This is a genomic window from Blautia sp. HA8986, from assembly GCF_056504635.1.
Genome location: NZ_JBWLUQ010000003.1, coordinates 199,554 through 217,075, shown reverse-complemented (window position 1 = coordinate 217,075; position 17,522 = coordinate 199,554). Strand labels below are relative to the sequence as shown.

General features: G+C 46.9%; 18 protein-coding genes and 1 pseudogene. 5 read left to right on the top strand and 14 right to left on the bottom strand.

Features of this window, described 5'->3' with window-relative positions:
* Positions 1–7: 7 nt before the first annotated feature.
* The 9 genes and pseudogenes from AC04Q4_RS15770 to AC04Q4_RS15730 form a co-directional block, all read right to left on the bottom strand.
* Positions 8–418 carry a single-stranded DNA-binding protein gene (locus tag AC04Q4_RS15770; RefSeq protein ID WP_003864594.1) on the bottom strand — a complete coding sequence of 137 codons (411 nt, stop codon included), beginning with the start codon at positions 416–418 and terminating at the stop codon, positions 8–10.
* A 23-nt stretch (positions 419–441) separates the two neighbouring features.
* Positions 442–741: a hypothetical protein gene (locus AC04Q4_RS15765; protein ID WP_015543455.1), complete on the bottom strand. Its 300-nt coding sequence runs from the start codon at positions 739–741 to the stop codon at positions 442–444.
* A 696-nt stretch (positions 742–1,437) separates the two neighbouring features.
* Positions 1,438–2,292, bottom strand: coding sequence for a substrate-binding domain-containing protein (locus AC04Q4_RS15760; RefSeq protein ID WP_015543454.1), 855 nt, complete (start codon positions 2,290–2,292; stop codon positions 1,438–1,440).
* Between the two features lies 1 nt (position 2,293).
* Positions 2,294–4,012, bottom strand: coding sequence for a Na/Pi cotransporter family protein (locus AC04Q4_RS15755; protein WP_020944839.1), 1,719 nt, complete (start codon positions 4,010–4,012; stop codon positions 2,294–2,296).
* A gap of 172 nt (positions 4,013–4,184) precedes the next feature.
* Complete coding sequence (locus AC04Q4_RS15750; RefSeq protein WP_003864600.1) at positions 4,185–4,967, bottom strand: EAL domain-containing protein; 783 nt, start codon at positions 4,965–4,967, stop codon at positions 4,185–4,187.
* Between the two features lie 258 nt (positions 4,968–5,225).
* Entirely contained in the window at positions 5,226–5,507 is a 282-nt protein-coding gene (locus tag AC04Q4_RS15745) for a hypothetical protein (protein WP_003864601.1), read from the bottom strand.
* Between the two features lie 14 nt (positions 5,508–5,521).
* Positions 5,522–5,869 (bottom strand): TnpV protein, encoded by a 348-nt coding sequence (locus AC04Q4_RS15740; RefSeq protein ID WP_015543451.1) that lies wholly within the window; start codon positions 5,867–5,869, stop codon positions 5,522–5,524.
* A gap of 73 nt (positions 5,870–5,942) precedes the next feature.
* A complete protein-coding gene (locus AC04Q4_RS15735; RefSeq protein WP_070104001.1) occupies positions 5,943–6,104 on the bottom strand; it encodes a Maff2 family mobile element protein in 162 nt (53 codons plus the stop codon).
* 219 nt (positions 6,105–6,323) lie between these two features.
* A pseudogene (locus AC04Q4_RS15730) lies at positions 6,324–6,569 on the bottom strand (VirD4-like conjugal transfer protein, CD1115 family); the annotation flags it as partial.
* A 143-nt stretch (positions 6,570–6,712) separates the two neighbouring features.
* On the opposite strand from AC04Q4_RS15730, the gene AC04Q4_RS15725 reads away from it, so the two are divergent.
* From AC04Q4_RS15725 to AC04Q4_RS15705, 5 genes are all read left to right on the top strand, one after another.
* Complete coding sequence (locus AC04Q4_RS15725; protein ID WP_013976939.1) at positions 6,713–6,901, top strand: helix-turn-helix domain-containing protein; 189 nt, start codon at positions 6,713–6,715, stop codon at positions 6,899–6,901.
* On the top strand, positions 6,894–7,580 hold the full coding sequence (locus AC04Q4_RS15720; RefSeq protein WP_013976938.1) for a response regulator transcription factor: 687 nt from the start codon (positions 6,894–6,896) through the stop codon (positions 7,578–7,580). The genes AC04Q4_RS15725 and AC04Q4_RS15720 overlap by 8 nt, the downstream gene beginning before the upstream one ends.
* An 8-nt stretch (positions 7,581–7,588) precedes the next feature.
* A complete protein-coding gene (locus tag AC04Q4_RS15715; protein ID WP_041727635.1) occupies positions 7,589–8,626 on the top strand; it encodes a sensor histidine kinase in 1,038 nt (345 codons plus the stop codon).
* A 110-nt stretch (positions 8,627–8,736) separates the two neighbouring features.
* The gene (locus tag AC04Q4_RS15710; protein ID WP_013976936.1) at positions 8,737–9,420 is read left to right on the top strand and encodes an ABC transporter ATP-binding protein; all 684 of its coding nucleotides are present in this window, start codon (positions 8,737–8,739) and stop codon (positions 9,418–9,420) included.
* Positions 9,417–11,750, top strand: a complete 2,334-nt coding sequence (locus AC04Q4_RS15705; RefSeq protein WP_117477254.1) for an ABC transporter permease — start codon at positions 9,417–9,419, stop codon at positions 11,748–11,750. Before AC04Q4_RS15710 ends, AC04Q4_RS15705 begins: the two co-directional genes overlap by 4 nt.
* Before the next feature lie 96 nt (positions 11,751–11,846).
* Here the strand turns inward: AC04Q4_RS15705 and AC04Q4_RS15700 are convergent, their stop codons facing one another.
* From AC04Q4_RS15700 to AC04Q4_RS15680, 5 genes are all read right to left on the bottom strand, one after another.
* Complete coding sequence (locus AC04Q4_RS15700) at positions 11,847–13,499, bottom strand: recombinase family protein (RefSeq protein WP_013976934.1); 1,653 nt, start codon at positions 13,497–13,499, stop codon at positions 11,847–11,849.
* A 71-nt stretch (positions 13,500–13,570) separates the two neighbouring features.
* Positions 13,571–13,738, bottom strand: coding sequence for a hypothetical protein (locus AC04Q4_RS15695; RefSeq protein WP_013976933.1), 168 nt, complete (start codon positions 13,736–13,738; stop codon positions 13,571–13,573).
* A gap of 267 nt (positions 13,739–14,005) precedes the next feature.
* The gene (locus AC04Q4_RS15690) at positions 14,006–15,364 is read right to left on the bottom strand and encodes a virulence-associated E family protein (RefSeq protein ID WP_117477255.1); all 1,359 of its coding nucleotides are present in this window, start codon (positions 15,362–15,364) and stop codon (positions 14,006–14,008) included.
* The gene (locus tag AC04Q4_RS15685; protein ID WP_276312753.1) at positions 15,291–15,992 is read right to left on the bottom strand and encodes a CHC2 zinc finger domain-containing protein; all 702 of its coding nucleotides are present in this window, start codon (positions 15,990–15,992) and stop codon (positions 15,291–15,293) included. The genes AC04Q4_RS15690 and AC04Q4_RS15685 overlap by 74 nt, the downstream gene beginning before the upstream one ends.
* A gap of 33 nt (positions 15,993–16,025) precedes the next feature.
* Positions 16,026–17,270 (bottom strand): plasmid recombination protein, encoded by a 1,245-nt coding sequence (locus AC04Q4_RS15680; protein ID WP_013976930.1) that lies wholly within the window; start codon positions 17,268–17,270, stop codon positions 16,026–16,028.
* Between the last annotated feature and the right edge of the window lie 252 nt (positions 17,271–17,522).

Below are 17,522 nucleotides of genomic sequence, written 5' to 3'. Positions count from 1 at the left end.
CTTCGGTTTAGTCGAATGGAACCTCACCTTCCGGTGCTTCCATAAATCCGTCCTTATCTGTTTTCGGTGTTTCCGATGAATCAGCTCCAACACCATTATCCTTGTTCTGGGCAAATTCATGTTCTTCCACGATCACATCTGTAGTATAAATTGTTTTCCCGTCCTTGTCCTTATAATTGCCAGTGCTGATACGACCGCCAATCACAATCCTCATTCCCTTGTGAAGATATTTCTGTGCAAACTCTGCACTCTTTCCGAATGTGACACAGGAAATAAAATCCGCTTCCTGTTCACCGTCACGTTTATATCTTCTGTTTACCGCCAGTGTATATCTTGCTACTGCCATATCATTATCTTTTCCGGCATATTTGATCTCCGGATTCTTTGTCAGTCTTCCCATTAAAACCACTTTATTCATAATCGTTACTGTCCTTTCCGCAGCTACGCTGCCATTGCATATTCTTCATCATCTGTTTCATCGTCCGGCATAAACATTGCACATGCTTCCGGTGGATTGGTATCATCCGGTGAAAATATTTTCCGGATCATTTCATACATGATCGGATACCGATATGCGATTTCTTCTCTTGCAAGGAATCTGCATACCCTGTAAAGATTCTTTTTCATTTCTTCATCTGTTGTAAGCATGGCAACCAGATGGATTCTCTCCCTTGTATAAATCAGATTCGGGCATCCAAACCAGTTAATCAACTGCATTTCTTTCATTTTCAGTTCTGTCATAAACTGCTCCTTTCCGGGCATTTTGCCCTGTAAACATTGTCATCAGTTTCATTCGTCCGGCGGTCTGGCGTGCGTTTCCCTGTCACCTGCAGCCGTCTCAGACTGCCTCTGCCTGCATCAGCAGGTCACTGACCATAAGGCTTCGGTCAGCCGCCCATCATCGGGAGTGTCATTATAATTTCGCTCGCTCTCAGAAAAAGAAAGGTCATGGCATAACTCCTGTTAGGCTTCCAGGGTGCACTTATCGGTTGTCAAGGTTCATCGAAGGAACATTCCAAAACGTCCTCTGATTACTAGAGTCAAATGACTTCGCAAGATGCAAAAGATTCGTGATATTTTTTTGCATTTTTATCATTTTTTCTTTTACTTTTGTTAGTCCCTTCACATACTCTGTACTGAGACAGGCAAAAGCGGACATCTTTGGGGTAAAATTTTTAAAATAATTGTTCCTCTACCTATAAAGCCTGGGAAGCGGTATTTACCAACCCCCTTTTGCAAGTTTTTTTCGCATAAATGAAATATTCCCTCACTAATAGCAAGTTTCAGAGGGCATTTGGACGGTACTTTTGCAGAAAAAATTATTTTTCCACTAATCACACGTGGGAATTTGAAGAATGTCAGATAATTTTGAAAAAATCCAAAAAAGAAGCACCGACCGTTATAGTCAGTGCTTGTAAGATATTATATTCGTTTTTCTCAGGAAAGATCATCCCAGTTTTTATATGTTCCATTGTACAGACCTGTAAGTTGTTTTATTGTAAGATTTTCCAGTGGATTTTCTTCATTTATCACAATAGCTATAGCATCTTTTCCAATGACTTTTGTTTCCAGAAGCTCTGCTTCATAATCCTTTAATTCTCTGGATGACATTGCGAAATCACACTCTCCACTTATCACCGCCGTAATCCCTCTTGAAGAATCTGTTGCTTTTACTTCTATTTCAGCATTTGGATTTTGTTTCTGATAGTCATCTGCCAGTGCTTTTACCATTGGTTCCATTGAAGTGGATCCTTCAATCAGAATCTTTCCTTCTGACTTGTCAGAAAGGAATGTTGTTGTACTGTCAGCCTGAATACAATATTGTTTCACAATATCCTGTCCTTTACTCTTTACATAAGTCAGGAAATCCTGTTCCACATCTGTCAGTTCTCCATTATAAGCCAGATAATAATCCCTGCAAAGAGGATAACTGTTATTGTCTATTGTTTTCTCAGAAGGAAGAACTCCGTTGATTTGAAGTATTTTTCCATTCGTATCTGTTGCGGAACTATATGCGACATAACCAACTGCGTTTTTATCTTCTTCCACCTTTTTCAGAACTTTCTCTGTAGAATCAACAACTATTCCTGTATCACTCTCAGGCAGTTTCAAAAGATTCTCAAATTCTGCTCTGGTTCCTGACCCTTCTTCTCGTGATACAGCTGTGACAGCTCCCATAGCAGACAGATCCGGCAATGGCTCTTCCTCGGTTCCACATGCTGTTATTCCCGTTGCCAGCATTATCATTATCAGCAGAAGTGCAGATTTTCGGATGTTTTTTTTCTTTACCATTTTATACTGCACCTCTTTCCATCATTGATTTTCCCGTCTCTTCATCAAGGTTTATAAAAGCCACATTATCACAGGCTTCTTCTGCAATGCTGACACAATTATCTGCCATACGGTCAAAATTATACATGATCCCAGAAAAATATCTTGTCATAGACGCATCACAAACCTCATTTTTTACACGGTTTAAATGTGCCTTACTGTATTTTTTCTCTGCTTTATGCATTTTTTTCTTATTTTTAAAAACTGTTTCAGCCACTACAGCATCACCCTTACGGATTGCCTCCATTGCTTTCTTTAAAAGCTGCTGGATAATATCAATGCAGTCTTCCATTTCTGAGGAGGCTTCACTGGTCAGTCTTTTTCCATTGTTATTTACTTTTTCACATATCTGGTCAATATCTTCACATCTGTCTGCAATCCTCTGAATACTATTGTTTACATACAGTAACCCTGCCGTCTGCTCAGACTGTTGTTCTGTAAGGTTTCCGCTTGCGAATAATCTGGTAATATATTCTGTCACACTGTCCTGTAACTGATGTACAATCTCCAGATTTTCTATAAACGAACCATGAGTTTTTGAGTCTCCATCTGCTACAATCGCCGTTTTTAAATCACTTAACAGAGATTCTGCCAGTTCTCCAAGTCGGTTCAGTTCCTTAGATACCAGAACCATAGCAGCCGCCGGCTGTTCAATCACTTTCATATCCAGATATTTGGGTTCAAAAGCTGCTTTCTCTGTTTTGTCATTTCCACGGATGATTGTTGTAACAATTTTTACCATCAGCGGAATCAGTGGCAGCCAGACCAGTGTACAGACGATATTAAACGTTGTATGTGCATTTGCAATCTGTCTTGAAATCACATCAATCTCATTTCCCTTTGGTGAAATAAACTGGACAAATTTTGCAAACCACGGAACCAGGAAAATAAAAACGCAGCTTCCACTGATATTAAAAATACTATGCGCAATTGCTGTACGTTTTGCATTTTTAGATTGTCCAATTGATGCAAGAAGTGCTGTGATCGTTGTACCTATATTATCTCCAAGAAGAATCGGAATCGCACCGGTAAGCCCTATTACACTGCTTACTCCGTCCGGTCCTGCCTGTGATGCAAAATTCTGCAGAACTGCAATCGTAGCTGAACTACTCTGCACAACCAATGTCATGACCGCTCCCAGTACAACACCAAGAACCGGAATGGATGAAACTTTTCCCATCAGATCAACAAAGACCGGACTTCCCGCCAAAGGTTTCATGACTTCACCCATGATTTCAATTCCTTCAAATAAAAGTCCGAATGAAAAAATTACCATACCGATATTTTTAACCTTTTCTTTTTTGCTAACAAAGTTCAGAATAAATCCAACAAAGATAATTGGATAAATATAATTGCTGATTTTAAATGCCATCAGCTGTGCCGTCATAGTGGTTCCTATGTTGGCACCAAAGATAACAGAAATTGCCTGCGGAAGACTCATAAGTCCCGCACTGACAAAACCGATAACCATAACTGTCGTCGCTGAACTGCTCTGCAATACAGCTGTTACAAGTGCTCCGGCAAGTGCTCCCATAATTGGATTTCTTGTAAGAAATCCAAGGATTTTTTTCATTCGTTCTCCTGCGGCTTTCTGAAGTGCATCACTCATGCTGTTCATTCCATAAAGGAACAAGGCAAGGCCACCGATCAGACCAAAAACCACTTTCACATTCTCGTTCATTTCTCTTTCCTCTCCTGTTATTATATAAGATCTACATTTTCCTATACAATTATAGAAGACAGAAATCAAATCTATGTGAGTGCTTGTGTAAAATAGGTGTAAAAATCAATGGAAATCTTTATAATGTTATAATTGACTTATTCATTTTTCACCTGCTGACATATAGTTTTCATTACGATTTATTATTCAGTCTACGTAATACCAACATCGCCTCATTCCTTACATTTTTGAACGTTCTGTCCGGTCTTCCAAGAAAATATCCTTGTCCGTAATGAACACCTAATCTACACAGACACTCCAACTCTGCTTCTGTTTCTATCCCTTCTGCAATCAGAATTGCTCCTGTCTCATTACAGTAATGCAACAGAAATTCCATCATAATTTCCTTTTTCTTATGTTTTTGAATATCTCTGACCAGTTCTATATCAACTTTTAAGTAGTTTGGCGATGTATTTACTACACGGTTCAGACCAGAATATCCAGCTCCAACATCATCCAAAGCTATTTCATATCCCTGATCTGCATAATGCTTCATAATCTGTTGCAGAATCTGATAGTTTTCTATATCCGACCGTTCCGTTATTTCAAATACAATGTCACAGGACGGTACTCCGGCTTTCGCAGCCTTACGGTTTGTAAATCCCTGTATGAACGATTTATCCTGAATGATATTACCATCTACATTAAGAAATAATTTTGCATGTTCTGGTTTATTCGCCGCTGCCTTCAATGCTTTATTTCTGCACAATTTTTCCAATTTCCAAACACAGCCTACCTGTTCAGCAATCACAAACAAATCTGAAATCATAAGAGTCGTATCATGCCTGTCGATACGACTAAGAGCTTCATATCCTGCCACATCTCCAGTCTGTAAATTTACAATCGGCTGAAATACCGGATATATAGCCTTTCTTTCTAATATTTTATAAAATTCATCTGCATTTTTTACTTTCATTATTTCTTCTCTGCCTCTGTGAATACATTTTCTGTAACCCTATCAACCCACTATATGATATCATCACTTTTTCATCCTTCAATCAGATTTAAGTAAAATCATAGTAAATTTTCACCATTGTTCAGCCAGACCAATTCTTATATAACACAAAGCAAATACGTACTACCACCTGTTTTTTATTATGAAAACTATATTAAATGAGGCTCTTACTGTCTATACAATAAAAGCCTCGTTATATATAGTCTATGTTCTGATTATTCAGATCTTACTGTCTTTTTCACACACCAGTCTTTCATAATCCAAAAATCCCCGGATATACATTTCTTTTGCCACAATTCCCTCCATTGCATTTTTCGCTGAAATAATCCTGTCCAGTGTCTGCCACATCTCCTGTCCGCCATCTCTGAGGACCGGTTCCAGTATTTCTATGTAATGATGAATTTCTGCTTCCAGAGTGAACATCTCCGGGTCAGATTCAAGAAATCTTTCCAGCTCCCGCTGGTATTCTTCATAATAACTTTCAATCAGTTCTCTTCTCATATCTAGAATCCCCCTTATACATAAATCAGTTCCTGCTTGATGATCTCAGCAGCCCGGTTGCGGATATTGTTACAGTGGCATAGCCATTCCATAGGATTCTGTCTCTTCAGTTCCTCGGAAACTCCCTCCGCACTTCGCATCTGAGTTTCGATCAATTCAAAGCGTTCCTGTGCCTGTTCATTCAGATCTGCCAAATAACTGTCCAGCCTGGCGGTCAGAAGAAGATATGTATAAGTTCCAGATTTATGTTCTTTCAGATATTCCTTCCGAAGCATTCCCCATAAGCCAATCGGTCTGGTTTCCTCCGGGTAGTAAAGATTCGGTAAATAATAGTCTCCCACTTTTGTGTATTCGATTTTCATGGTGTCTCCTTTCGCTTTGCATGAAATTGTCATGTTATCTGCGTAGGATGTGCATTTTCTCTTTAAAATCTTTTCACATAGAAGACATTAAGTGCTTCATGCCCTGGCTCTTGGCGCCGGGGTTGTCGTTGCCGTAACCTTCCAGCAGGTTGATAACGCCCCAGATACCGAGACCGGCACCGAGCGCGATAACGAGGGTCTGAAGAACGGTGATTGCCTGTTCAAAAAATGCCATATAGTTTGTTAGCCGGAATCTGATCAAAAAATAGGTTTGTCATGTTTCATAGGCATACAAAAGCCGGAACAATCTGCCGCCCGGTTTCCGGGGGCATGATTCCGGCTGTCCTCCTTTTTCATTATTTTTTCTCGTGATTGTCCGCTTTGTACGCCAATGGCCCATAGAGGGCAGGTGCGGCGAATAGATAAGATCACTCCCTTCTAAAGCGGAACGAAATTAAGCGCCCTTTGTGTCTACTTCATATACATCGCAGACCTCATTGGGCTTGAGTTTCAGCCTTGCGGACAAGAATGCTTCAATATCAAAAGCGTTCTTGTCATCCGCGTCGGCAGTGTACTTGAAATTGGGGTGCTTGGTGATGTCGTACTTATCCGAAAGGAAAGGACGCACACCGCGCAGCTGGAGGATACACTTGCCTCCATCCATAACAGCAAGCTCATCCTGGCTCATCAGCTCTTTGCCACAATGTCAAGTGGTAAATTCAAAAAAGGACAAGCACTATCAAAGAAAGCAGTCTTTCATAGTGCTTGTCCTTTTCTTATTCATGTTTTCTGCCTTGCATTGTTCGAAACGCAGAACTATAATATACTCGATGGAGGTGCGAAATGGATTATATGACATTGAAAGAGGCCGCTGAGAAATGGAGCGTGTCACCTCGTAGGGTAAATTATTATTGCGCTGGTGGTCGTATCCCCAGCGCTGTAAAGATGGCCGGTGTTTGGCTGATTCCCAAAACTGCGGAAAAGCCGATTGATGGCCGGACGAAACAGGGAAAGGAACAGAAGCATGAGTAAGATATTACTTTTGGAAGATGATTTGAGCCTGATCAACGGGCTTTCCTTTGCGTTCAAGAAGCAGGGATTTGAATTGAATATTGCCAGAACGTTGAAAGAAGCGGATGCGCTGTGGGCGGATGGCAGGTATGATTTGTTGGTACTGGATGTATCCCTGCCGGACGGCACCGGCTTTGAATTTTGCAAACGGGTGCGGCAGGTTTCCAAGGTGCCGATCATCTTTCTGACCGCTTCGGACGAAGAAACGAGTATCATTATGGGGCTGGATATGGGCGGCGACGACTATATCACCAAGCCCTTCAAGCTTGGAGTCCTGGTTTCACGGGTCAATGCCCTGCTTCGCCGTGCAAAGGATTTCAGCGCAACGGACACAGAACTGCAATCGAACGGAATCAAGGTTCTTTTGCTGCAGGGTCAGGCTTTCAAAAATGGGGAGCTGTTGGATTTGACCGCTGCTGAATACAAGCTGCTGTGCCTGTTTATGCGAAACCCCAATACGGTGCTTACCAAGGAGCAGATATTAGATAAACTGTGGGACTGCGACGGAAATTATATCGACAGCAGCACCCTCACCGTGTATATGCGGCGGCTTCGCATGAAGATTGAGGATAACCCCAGTGACCCGCAGATGCTCCTGACCGTCCGTCGCATGGGCTATAAATGGAATGTAGTAGGGTGAGGCAGCCTATGAAAATACTTGCAAATAAGGATATCAGAAATCTGTTTCTTGCGGTATCGGTTATCTGGGCAGCATCCCTCCTGCTGGCACAGGGCTTTTTATGGCTGCGCTATCAAAGGCTTTCTTTGTGCCTGCTGTTTATTTTTTTGTTGGCAGCGGCGGCTATATGGGTGGTTTGCTGCTCCTATTTCAAAAAGCAGAATAAGATCATGGAACAGGCGGTATCCCAGATCAATGTGTATCTTGACGGGGATAGCAACGCACGTATTGAATGCGACAGTGAGGGGGAGCTATATCGGCTGTTCCATTCCGTCAATTCCCTGGCGGCGGTTTTGAACGCCCACGCAGATAACGAGCTTCGGGAAAAGGAATTTTTGAAAAATACGATCTCCGATATTTCCCACCAGCTGAAAACACCGCTGGCGGCACTGAATATTTATAATGGCCTGCTTCATGAGGAAGATATAGAAGCGTCCTCCGTGAAAGAATTTGCTGACCTGTCTGAGCAGGAGCTTGACCGCATGGAAACGCTGGTGCAGAGCCTGCTGAAGATCACAAGGCTGGACGCCGGTTCCGTCACGCTGGAAAAGGGGGCCGAGAATGTGGCGGATATGCTGCGGGATGTTGAGCTGCATTTCGCATACCGGGCCAAACAGGAGCATAAAGAACTTGTCCTGTCCGGCCCGGAGGAGGTCCTTCTTTTCTGCGACCGCGACTGGCTGACCGAGGCCATTGACAACATCGTGAAAAACGCCCTCGACCATACGGAGAGCGGCGACGCGGTTCATATTACATGGAAAGCTCTGCCCAATGCCGTTCAGATCGCCGTAAAGGACAACGGCTGCGGCATCCATCCGGAGGACCTGCACCATATTTTCAAGCGGTTCTACCGCAGCCGCTTTTCCCAGGACAAGCAGGGCATCGGGCTGGGCCTGCCGCTGGCAAAGACCATCGTGGAAGCCCATAGCGGCACGATTGAGGTGGACAGTGAACTTGGAAAAGGCACGACCTTCACCATGAATTTTTTAATTCCTACAAAATTGTAGGCTGAGTGTAGGGTTACAGTAATATTTCGGTGCTATCCTTTCCTCATAGGCAGGAAAAACAAAAGCAGCCCGCCTATTTCGCAAAACATGAAGAAAGAGGTATATGCACGATGAATTTATTAGAGGTCAAAAACATTTGTAAGACCTATGGCAGCGGAGAAACCGCAGTCAAGGCTTTGAAGGATGTCAGTTTTTCCGTTCCCAAGGGGGAATATGTGGCCGTCGTGGGGGAATCCGGTTCCGGCAAAAGTACGCTGCTGAACATGATCGGCGCGCTGGACACGCCCACGACCGGCAAGGTGCTGATCGACGGTAAGGACATTTTTGCCATGGACGAGCGCAAGCTGACGGTATTCCGCCGCAGGAACATTGGCTTTATCTTTCAGGCGTTTAACCTTGTGCCGGAGTTAACGGTGGAGCAGAACATCATCTTCCCGGTGCTGCTGGACTACCAGAAGCCGGATAAGAAATATCTGGAAGAACTTCTTGCGGTACTGAACCTGAAAGAGCGCCGGAACCATCTGCCCAGCCAGCTCTCCGGCGGACAGCAGCAGCGTGTGGCGATTGGCCGTGCGCTCATTACCCGGCCAGCCCTGATCCTGGCTGACGAGCCGACCGGCAATCTGGACACCCAGAACAGCAGCGAGGTCATTGCCCTGCTGAAAGAAGCATCCAAAAAGTATGAGCAGACGATTATTATGATTACCCACAACCGTAGTATCGCGCAAACGGCTGACCGGGTATTGCAGGTATCGGACGGTAACCTCACCGATTTTGGGAGGTGCCGGGAATGAAAAGCTATTTAAGCCTTGTGCCGATCTCTGCAAAGGTGCGGAAACGGCAGAATCGGATGACCATTCTGTGTGTCATTATTTCGATATTTCTGGTGACAGCAATTTTTAGCGTGGCGGATATGATGATTCGAACCCAAAGCGACCGAATGACCGGCAAAAACGGAAGTTGGCACATAGAGTTGGACGGCATTTCTCAAGAAACAGCCCTGAAAATTGCGGAGCGGGATGATGTGGTTTCGATTGGTGCAGTTACGATATTTAACCCGGACGGAGAACTGCCCTACCGCATGGACGGAAAAAGGGTTGTACTTTATGGTATTGATGAATCCTATCTGACAATGAATTCAACTGGTGCCGCCGAAGGACGCTTTCCGCAGGGAATGGGCGAAATCATGCTCAGCAGCAATGCAGCGCGTGTCCTTCAAGTTGCAGTTGGGGACACTGTTACACTACGTACGCCGTCCGGAGACTGGGATTTTACAGTGTCCGGTTTGGGCGGTGTGGAGGAAAGCTACTATTCCGGGCAATATTCTTTGATGGATGCCTACCTGCCGCGCACAGCATTTGCAGCGCTGATGGAGCAGAACAACGTCCATAATCTTCAAACGTCATATTATGTCCAGTTTACCAGCGCGTCTAAGGCAGCTAAAGCAATCCCGGAACTGACGGCACAGCATAACCTGCCGGAAAATGCTGTCTCAGAAAACACCGGTGTGATGGCTATCGCCGGACATAGCGATAGCAGCGCCGCAAAAAATGTTTACAGCCTTGCCGCAGTTCTGTTTGTGCTGGTTCTTCTGGCAGGTGTACTGATGATCTCCGGCAGCATGAACAGCAATCTGGCACAACGAATCCAGTTCTTCGGAATGATGCGCTGTATCGGCATGAGCAAATCTCAAATTATCCGATTTGTCCGTTTAGAAGCGCTTAACTGGTGCAAAACGGCTGTGCCCGTAGGCGTTCTGCTTGGCACACTTGCCAGCTGGAGCATTTGCGCGGCGCTGCATTATGGCATCGGTGGCGAGTTTTCCACAACACCGGTTTTTCAAATCAGTCCTGTAGGTTTAGTCAGTGGCATCGTGGTCGGTATCGTGACCGTCCTGCTGGCGGCAGAGTCACCGGCGCGACGGGCGGCACGGGTCTCACCTGTGGCGGCGGTCTCCGGCACGGGAGAGAATCTTTCCGCTTCGCGTCATGCTTCAAACTATAGCTTTGGAAAAATCGAGTTGTCGTTGGGAGCCCATCACGCCATTGCCGGTAAAAAGAACCTGTTTTTAATGACATCTTCTTTTGCACTCAGTATTGTTTTGGTGCTCTGCTTTTCTGTACTGCTTAAATTTGCCGGCTTGCTTTTGCCCGGTCAAGCTCCGTGGCAGCCGGATATTCTCTTGAACGGGTACGGAAACGAACAGGTATTGTCCCGCAGTATGGCAGAACAGCTGCGTGCGATTCCGGGTGTTGGGTATGTCTGGGGCGCAACCGGTCTTACCAACACTCCTGCCAGCAGTCCGCAGAAAGAGGTAGAGCATGTGGTGCTGGGTTCCTACGATGATTTTATGATGGAAAAAAGCAGGGATCTCGTTGTAGCAGGCAGGATGGCCGATCAGGCAGCCAGCAGCAACGAAGTCATGACGATCTATAATAAAAACAACCCGTTGAAGGTTGGAGATACCGTTTATATAAGCGGAAGAGACCTTACCATTGTGGGGGCTTTTTCGGAGGGAATGTTCCCGGATGATGTTACAGTCATCTGCCCACAGGCGCTATTTGACCGTCTGGTCGGAGCGCAGAACTATAATATGATCGGCGTTTTGCTGAACGATTCAGCAACAGAGCAGACTGTAATGCAAATTGCCCACCTTGCAACAGACGAGATCATTGTATCGGATGTGCGAGAGCGTAATTCGCAGGAAGCTGCTACCTATCTGGCTTCCAGAATTGTCGTATATGGTTTTCTGGCGATTATTGGACTGATTTCTCTTTTTAATATTGTCAACAGCATTTCGATGAGCGTTTCTGCCCGTACAAAGCAGTATGGCGTCATGCGTGCAATTGGAATGGATGGCAGTCAGCTTACTCGGATGGTTGCTGCGGAAGCCTTTACCTATGCTGTTTCCGGGCTGATTGTCGGCTGTATTGCCGGTCTGCTGCTGAGCCGTATGCTGTACGCTCGACTCATTACACGCTATTTTGGCATGACATGGCATCTGCCAGGAATGACGCTCTGCCTTATCATTCTATTCGTATTTGCTGCCGCAGCTCTTGCGGTTCATGCCCCAGCGAAGCGGATTCGAAACATGGCAATTACTGAAACAATCAATGAATTATAATTGCAATCCACTTTGGAAAATTTAATGTAACATCTGCCGGACGACGGCAAAGAAAAAATCCCCATCCCTCATTAATTGAGAGATGGGGATCACTGATTATTCTGTAATCTCCGGGATTTCTCCGACAAAGTTATAAATGATCCTGACTTCCTGCACTTTCTGTCCGTCAATCTTCTTGACTTCACCCACCAGAATCTTGCTGATGAGCCGGTTCAGCACCGCCTCGTCCAGTTCTTCAATGGCGGCGTAGCGCCGGATTTCCCGGATAAAGGTGCGGACTTCGCTTTCCTGTTCGTCAGAGTGTCGCATCATCAACATCAGGTCTTGCAGGCGCTTCTGGTTGGCTTCCTGCTCCTGTTCCAGCGCCGCCGTCAGCTTCATAAAACGCTGCTCGGTCAGTATCCCTTTAGCCTTATCGGTGTAAAGGCTCAGGAACATCCCGTCAATCTCCTGATTTCTGGCTTCCAGCCGCTGGCGTTCTTTCTGCGTCTGGGAAGCGTCTATCAGATACCGGCGCTCCATCCGGCTGCTCAGTCGCTGATAAAATGCGTCGGCATCTTTGAGAGCCTGTGCCGCCAGTTCCTGAATGTCCTTCAGAACAAGGTCATACAAATCCCTTGCCTCGATCTTATGGCTGGTGCAGGCGTTCTTGCCCAGCCGGTTGTAGGTCTGGCAGATATAATACGCCTTGTCAATCGGCTCCCGCATCTCGCCGGTAAAACGGTTTTTTCCGGTTCTGCCCACCTTTTCATACCGCACCTGCATGGACTTTCCGCAGGTAGCACAGTAAATGATACCGTGGAACAGGTTATAGAAGGGACAGGAGTTGCCTTTCATAATGGTAGGTCTGCGGTCAATGATTGACTGCACCTGCTCCCATTCTTCCGGGGAAACGATTGCTTCATGGCAATCCTCAATGATTTCCCAGTCCTCACGGGGGATAATGTCATAGGTGTTGGAACGAATCCCTTTCTGATGTGTCCGGCAGACCAGATGTGCGCCCTTATAGAATGGGTTTCGCAGGATATGACTGATCCTTGCACCGCCCCACGCATAATAGTTGACGTCACATTCCGTATTGCTCTTTACCCTCGTGATAGGAACCTTGTCATCCATGAGCTGCTTTGCGATCCGCATACAGCCCCAGCCGTCCAGCGCCATGTCATAGATTTTTCGGATCACCGGCGCCGTCTCCGGGTCAAGGATCAAATGCCCCCGGTCATCCGGGTCACGCATCAATCCGAGAGGCGGCTGCCCACCACAAAACTTTCCCTGCCGGGAACGGGTCATACGCCCCGCCAGCACCTTTTTGGAAATATCCCGGCTGTACATATCATTCAGGATATTCTTAAAGGGCGTGATGTCCATTTCCTGGCGGGTCAGGCTGTCAACTCCGTCTGTAATGGCGATATATCGTACATTGTGTTTGGGGAAAAAGATTTCGATATAGCTGCCGGCCTCGATATAATTTCTGCCCAGTCTGGACAGGTCTTTTGTGATGACACAGCCAATCTTTCCCGCCTCAATATCAGCAATCATACGCTGAAAGGAAGGACGGTTGAAGTTGCGGCCTGTATAACCGTCATCCACATAATACTCATACTGGAACATCCCGTTTTTTTCGGCAAAGTCCCGGAGCATAAGTTTCTGGTTGCTAATGCTCATGCTCTCATTATCGCTGCCATCGTCCAGAGAGATACGGCAGTAAAGCGCTGTGATTTTTTGATTGACTTGTTTTTTCCTGCTCATAGTGTTCTCCTTCTATGAACAGGGACACGATACCATTATAATACCATGTCCCCGTTCCTGATTCAACCGCTTTACGCCGCTTTTTGTGCCATTTCCCGATGTTCTAACCATTCCTCGAAGTGTTCGCAGGTCTGGCGCTCGATCAGCTGCTCAAAGGCTTCCCGCATGGTTTTGTCCCCGGAAAACTCCCGAACCACCACGAACCGGACTTTTTTATTCTGCTTCTTGTTTTTCTCCATAGGCTACCTCCATAGTGTGACAGTCCAGATAACCGTGTGCCGGCAACGAAGTCCGGCAACCAGCCTATAAAAACCTGTAAATGAATATCTGACTGTCAATCTTTGCTTGATAAGTTTTCTTGTAAAATCTCGTTGCTTTCGTTGCCGGACAGAAAATACTTGTGAAAAATCCTTTATTTATGGGCTTTTTCTATATCAAAACCATAGATTTGCCAGCAACGAACCCGGCAACCAACTGGCAACCATCCCGGCAACAGACCATCATTCTCAGGCAATCCACTCCTTCGGAAGTTCCAGCTGGCGGCATTCTTCCTCGCTCAGTTCCACAAATCCGCCTTCGTTGTCGGACAGTTTGTTGTCGAAATTGTCACATTCCCAACCCTTTTGCCTGCCGTACCCGGCGAACATCCTGGGATTGGAGAAAGGCTTCCAGCCGGTCACGACTGTGTTCATGATCTCGTTGATATTGTGCAGCTGCCACCGCTTCGGCTGGTCAAAGGTATGCCCCAGCGCCTCCTTGAACAGCTGCTTGGAACAGACCATGTTCCCAGTGTAGTGTTCCAGAAAGCCCTGTATCTGCCCGGCCTCCGTATCCTCCGGCATGAAGTCCTTCTGCACCTCCACCAGCTGACGCTGGATGCTCTTGCTGAATTTCATGGAATACTGTCCGCTGCGGTAAATGGTCATGGCTTCTGCCCACACCTGCAAAAGATAGGCTCTGGAAGCATCCTCGTCCTCCAAAATATGAACCTCCGCATTCTCCGAGTAAATCATGATTGGGAGAAAGCGCCGGTTCCCGGCCCGATCCAGCGGCAGGAAGTCCAATGTGTTGGAAGAACCGCCGAACACACACTGCCGCAGCCGGTCTTTGGGCTGGGATTCATAAGGCGTTCGGTAGGTTTCCTTCTGTCGGCTGATAAAGGAGCGAATTTCTTCAATGCTCTTTGCGCTGCTGGTGGCAAGCATTTCCGACATCTCGATGATCCAGTGGCCTTGCAGCTTCTGGAACACCCGGTCATCGTCCAGCTTTTTCAGGTCATCGGAAAACCACTCGTCCCGGATTGCCAGCAGGCGGAAGAAAGTGGACTTCCCGGCACCTTGGCCGCCTACCAGACAGAGCATTTCCTCATATTTGGAACCGGGACGGAATACCCGGCGGATAGCGCCCAGCAGGAAGTGTTTCAGCATTTCTTCCACATAGTCGCTTTCATCAGCGCCAAGAAAGTGGTGCAGGCAGGAACGGATGCGGGGTGTCCCGTCCCAGACAAGGCTGTTCAGCACATCCTGAATCGGGTGATAGCAATTTTCGTTTGCTACAATGGAAAGTGCAGCTGTGATCTTTTTCTCACTGGTCAGCTCGTAGTTCTGCTCAAAATAGAGGAGAAGATATTTCACATCGGTATCTGTTAAGGCGCTGGTGTTCCTGCGCCAGCCCAAATCCCGTACAATGTCCACCCGGTCGGTCAGGAGATTTAACCGGATAGCATCCCGCAGGAGCGGATCACAGCAGAACACGATCCGGCAGTTGTCGATGGTATTGGCGGTTTTTCCCTTATCGGTGACAGAAAGGCTCTCCCGCACATCTTGGGCGCTCTGTTCCGGCGCTATGGCCTCGGCTGCGCTCATCACAGCCTGCCGGGTGGCTGGCGGTAAATTCTGATATTCGCTGCTCAATTTTCTTCACCTCTTTTCCATACTCAGCAACCACGGAAGCACGTTCTTCTATGCTGTCAGACAGGAGAATATCCAGCAGATATTCGATATATGGCTGCCTGTGCAGAGCCTCCACAAACAGGGGATGCCAGTCATCCTCCGGCTGTTTGGGAGCATATTCTTCTTTCCAGCGTTCCAGCAGACGCAGGTAATCGCACAGCACCCGAAAACATTTCTGCTCTGCCTGCCGGTATCGCACTTCCTCGCTGATTTTTCTTTTGATGATTGCCTTTCGTGGCGGACCATGACCTTTGCTGTCAAGACTGACAGAGAAATCCTCTGCCAGCTTCAAGGCAGCTTCCTTACTGCCCAGTCCAAAGAGGCGGGAAGTGAAATCAATCACATCTCCGTCCCCCTGACAGGCAAAGCAATGGAACCGCCTGTCCACCTTCATGCTGGGATGTCTGTCATCGTGAAAAGGACAACAGGCCATCCCGTTCCGTCCTACTGGAATCCCATAAAATTCCGCAGCCTGTCTTGTCGTGACAGACTGCTTTACTGTTTCAAATACATTCGATTTCCCCACCTCCAAACAAAACAAAAGGCACCCGGTTTCCTCAGAAAATCAGATGCCTTACAACTCCATATCCTGTTTTTTTGTCGGGGCGATCCGCCCCTCACGTTCCCATCGCTCCCGGTTCTTCCGGTCAGCGTCCAATTTGCCTTTCGCCAGCTTCTCTTTGATGGATTCTCTGGCTTTTTTCTTAATCTGCTCTTTGCCAGCCTGCTTGACCTCCGGCTTCAGCAGCACAGCCTGCACCTTTTTGAGAATCTTTTCTGCGGACTGCTGTAATTTTTCCCGTGCCCTTCCCAGTAGGGTATTTGCAATCTTCACCACTTCCGGCGAATTTTTTGCATTGGGGGATACCACGCTCTTTCGGTATTTCTCGATCACTTCCAAATCCTCAAGCTGGGTCTGTTCCCGTACCTTGTCTGTCACGACCTCCACTGCCTTGTCATAGGCCACATCGGAAACATCCTCCAACAGCGTCTCCACATCCTCGATTTTGAGCGTCAGTTCTTCCAGCTTTTGCTCCTGCGCCGCCATCTGTTCTTTCTGCTTCATCAGGATATAATCCTGCTTTTCCAGATAGTCACGCCCACCATAGGACGGCTCCTGTTCCAGATGAAGTCCATGCCGTTTGGCAATGTCAAACAGGATTGTCCGGCAGACTGCATCGAAAGTCTGTTTCCGGTTATTGTGCTTTCCTTTGGGCTGCTCCGGTTTTGGGAGAGGGATACCCAGTTCCTCCAGCGCCTTTTCCTGCTGGGGACACAATTCTCCATACCGATTTTCACAGTCGAACACATGGCGCTCGTGAATATGCGGTGTTCCCTCATCCAGATGGAGCGCCCAGTCTAAAATGTGGATATGAGAACCGAAACGGCGCTCAAATTCTTCATAAAATTCACTGACGATGAGCGCCAGCGTTTCCGGTGAGACGGATTCCTCTATCGTGCCGATCTGGTAGATGCTTTCTTCCGGACAGGTCTTGTTATTTTTCAAGAGGTCATCCACAGTACGGTTGCGCTCAATATGCCGGGTTTTCTCATTCCGGGCGTTCTGGGCATTTACATGGTCGGCATAATGCTCGTAGTAATACATCCGCTCAATTTCCTCAAAGCTGAAATCCGGCTGCTCCGGGTTATCCCGAAAGTCGTGGGTGGTAAATCCCCGGTAGCAGTCCCAGTACACATTTTGTCTGGCACGCTCAGCGTCAATGTGTTCGCTGTTTTCTACATCGAACCGGCGGTCATTGTGACGGGGATTGTAAGTGCCATGCTTCCCGGAGCGCCCATTGTGCCTTGTTAATTTCAAACATTTTTCCTCCTTCCTGCAAAGCTGTTCCGGGCTGGGGAGGGCGGCGAAGCCGCCAAACCTGCGGAATTTTGCGTCAGGTAATACCCAGTACAAGTTGACGCAGGCATCAACTTTCCCTGGGCAAGGCGTTTCACCCTTGACCCGATGGGACTGCCGCCCTCAACCCGCCAAGGCACTTCGTCCTTGACCCGATAATGGCTGCCGCCCTTAACCTGCCAATGGGCGTTGCCCCTTGACCCCAGCAGTGCG

Excerpts from the sequence above, each read along its gene's own strand:
- AC04Q4_RS15725 (WP_013976939.1), top strand. The coding sequence starts at position 6,713 with ATGGATTATATGACATTGAAAGAGGCCGCTGAGAAATGGAGCGTGTCA.
- AC04Q4_RS15700 (WP_013976934.1), bottom strand. The coding sequence starts at position 13,499 with ATGAGCAGGAAAAAACAAGTCAATCAAAAAATCACAGCGCTTTACTGC.
- AC04Q4_RS15770 (WP_003864594.1), bottom strand. The coding sequence starts at position 418 with ATGAATAAAGTGGTTTTAATGGGAAGACTGACAAAGAATCCGGAGATC.
- AC04Q4_RS15720 (WP_013976938.1), top strand. The coding sequence starts at position 6,894 with ATGAGTAAGATATTACTTTTGGAAGATGATTTGAGCCTGATCAACGGG.
- AC04Q4_RS15740 (WP_015543451.1), bottom strand. The coding sequence starts at position 5,869 with ATGAAAATCGAATACACAAAAGTGGGAGACTATTATTTACCGAATCTT.
- AC04Q4_RS15745 (WP_003864601.1), bottom strand. The coding sequence starts at position 5,507 with ATGAGAAGAGAACTGATTGAAAGTTATTATGAAGAATACCAGCGGGAG.
- AC04Q4_RS15750 (WP_003864600.1), bottom strand. The coding sequence starts at position 4,967 with ATGAAAGTAAAAAATGCAGATGAATTTTATAAAATATTAGAAAGAAAG.
- AC04Q4_RS15695 (WP_013976933.1), bottom strand. The coding sequence starts at position 13,738 with ATGGAGAAAAACAAGAAGCAGAATAAAAAAGTCCGGTTCGTGGTGGTT.
- AC04Q4_RS15710 (WP_013976936.1), top strand. The coding sequence starts at position 8,737 with ATGAATTTATTAGAGGTCAAAAACATTTGTAAGACCTATGGCAGCGGA.
- AC04Q4_RS15705 (WP_117477254.1), top strand. The coding sequence starts at position 9,417 with ATGAAAAGCTATTTAAGCCTTGTGCCGATCTCTGCAAAGGTGCGGAAA.
- AC04Q4_RS15765 (WP_015543455.1), bottom strand. The coding sequence starts at position 741 with ATGACAGAACTGAAAATGAAAGAAATGCAGTTGATTAACTGGTTTGGA.
- AC04Q4_RS15715 (WP_041727635.1), top strand. The coding sequence starts at position 7,589 with ATGAAAATACTTGCAAATAAGGATATCAGAAATCTGTTTCTTGCGGTA.
- AC04Q4_RS15690 (WP_117477255.1), bottom strand. The coding sequence starts at position 15,364 with ATGAGCGCAGCCGAGGCCATAGCGCCGGAACAGAGCGCCCAAGATGTG.
- AC04Q4_RS15760 (WP_015543454.1), bottom strand. The coding sequence starts at position 2,292 with ATGGTAAAGAAAAAAAACATCCGAAAATCTGCACTTCTGCTGATAATG.
- AC04Q4_RS15735 (WP_070104001.1), bottom strand. The coding sequence starts at position 6,104 with ATGGCATTTTTTGAACAGGCAATCACCGTTCTTCAGACCCTCGTTATC.
- AC04Q4_RS15755 (WP_020944839.1), bottom strand. The coding sequence starts at position 4,012 with ATGAACGAGAATGTGAAAGTGGTTTTTGGTCTGATCGGTGGCCTTGCC.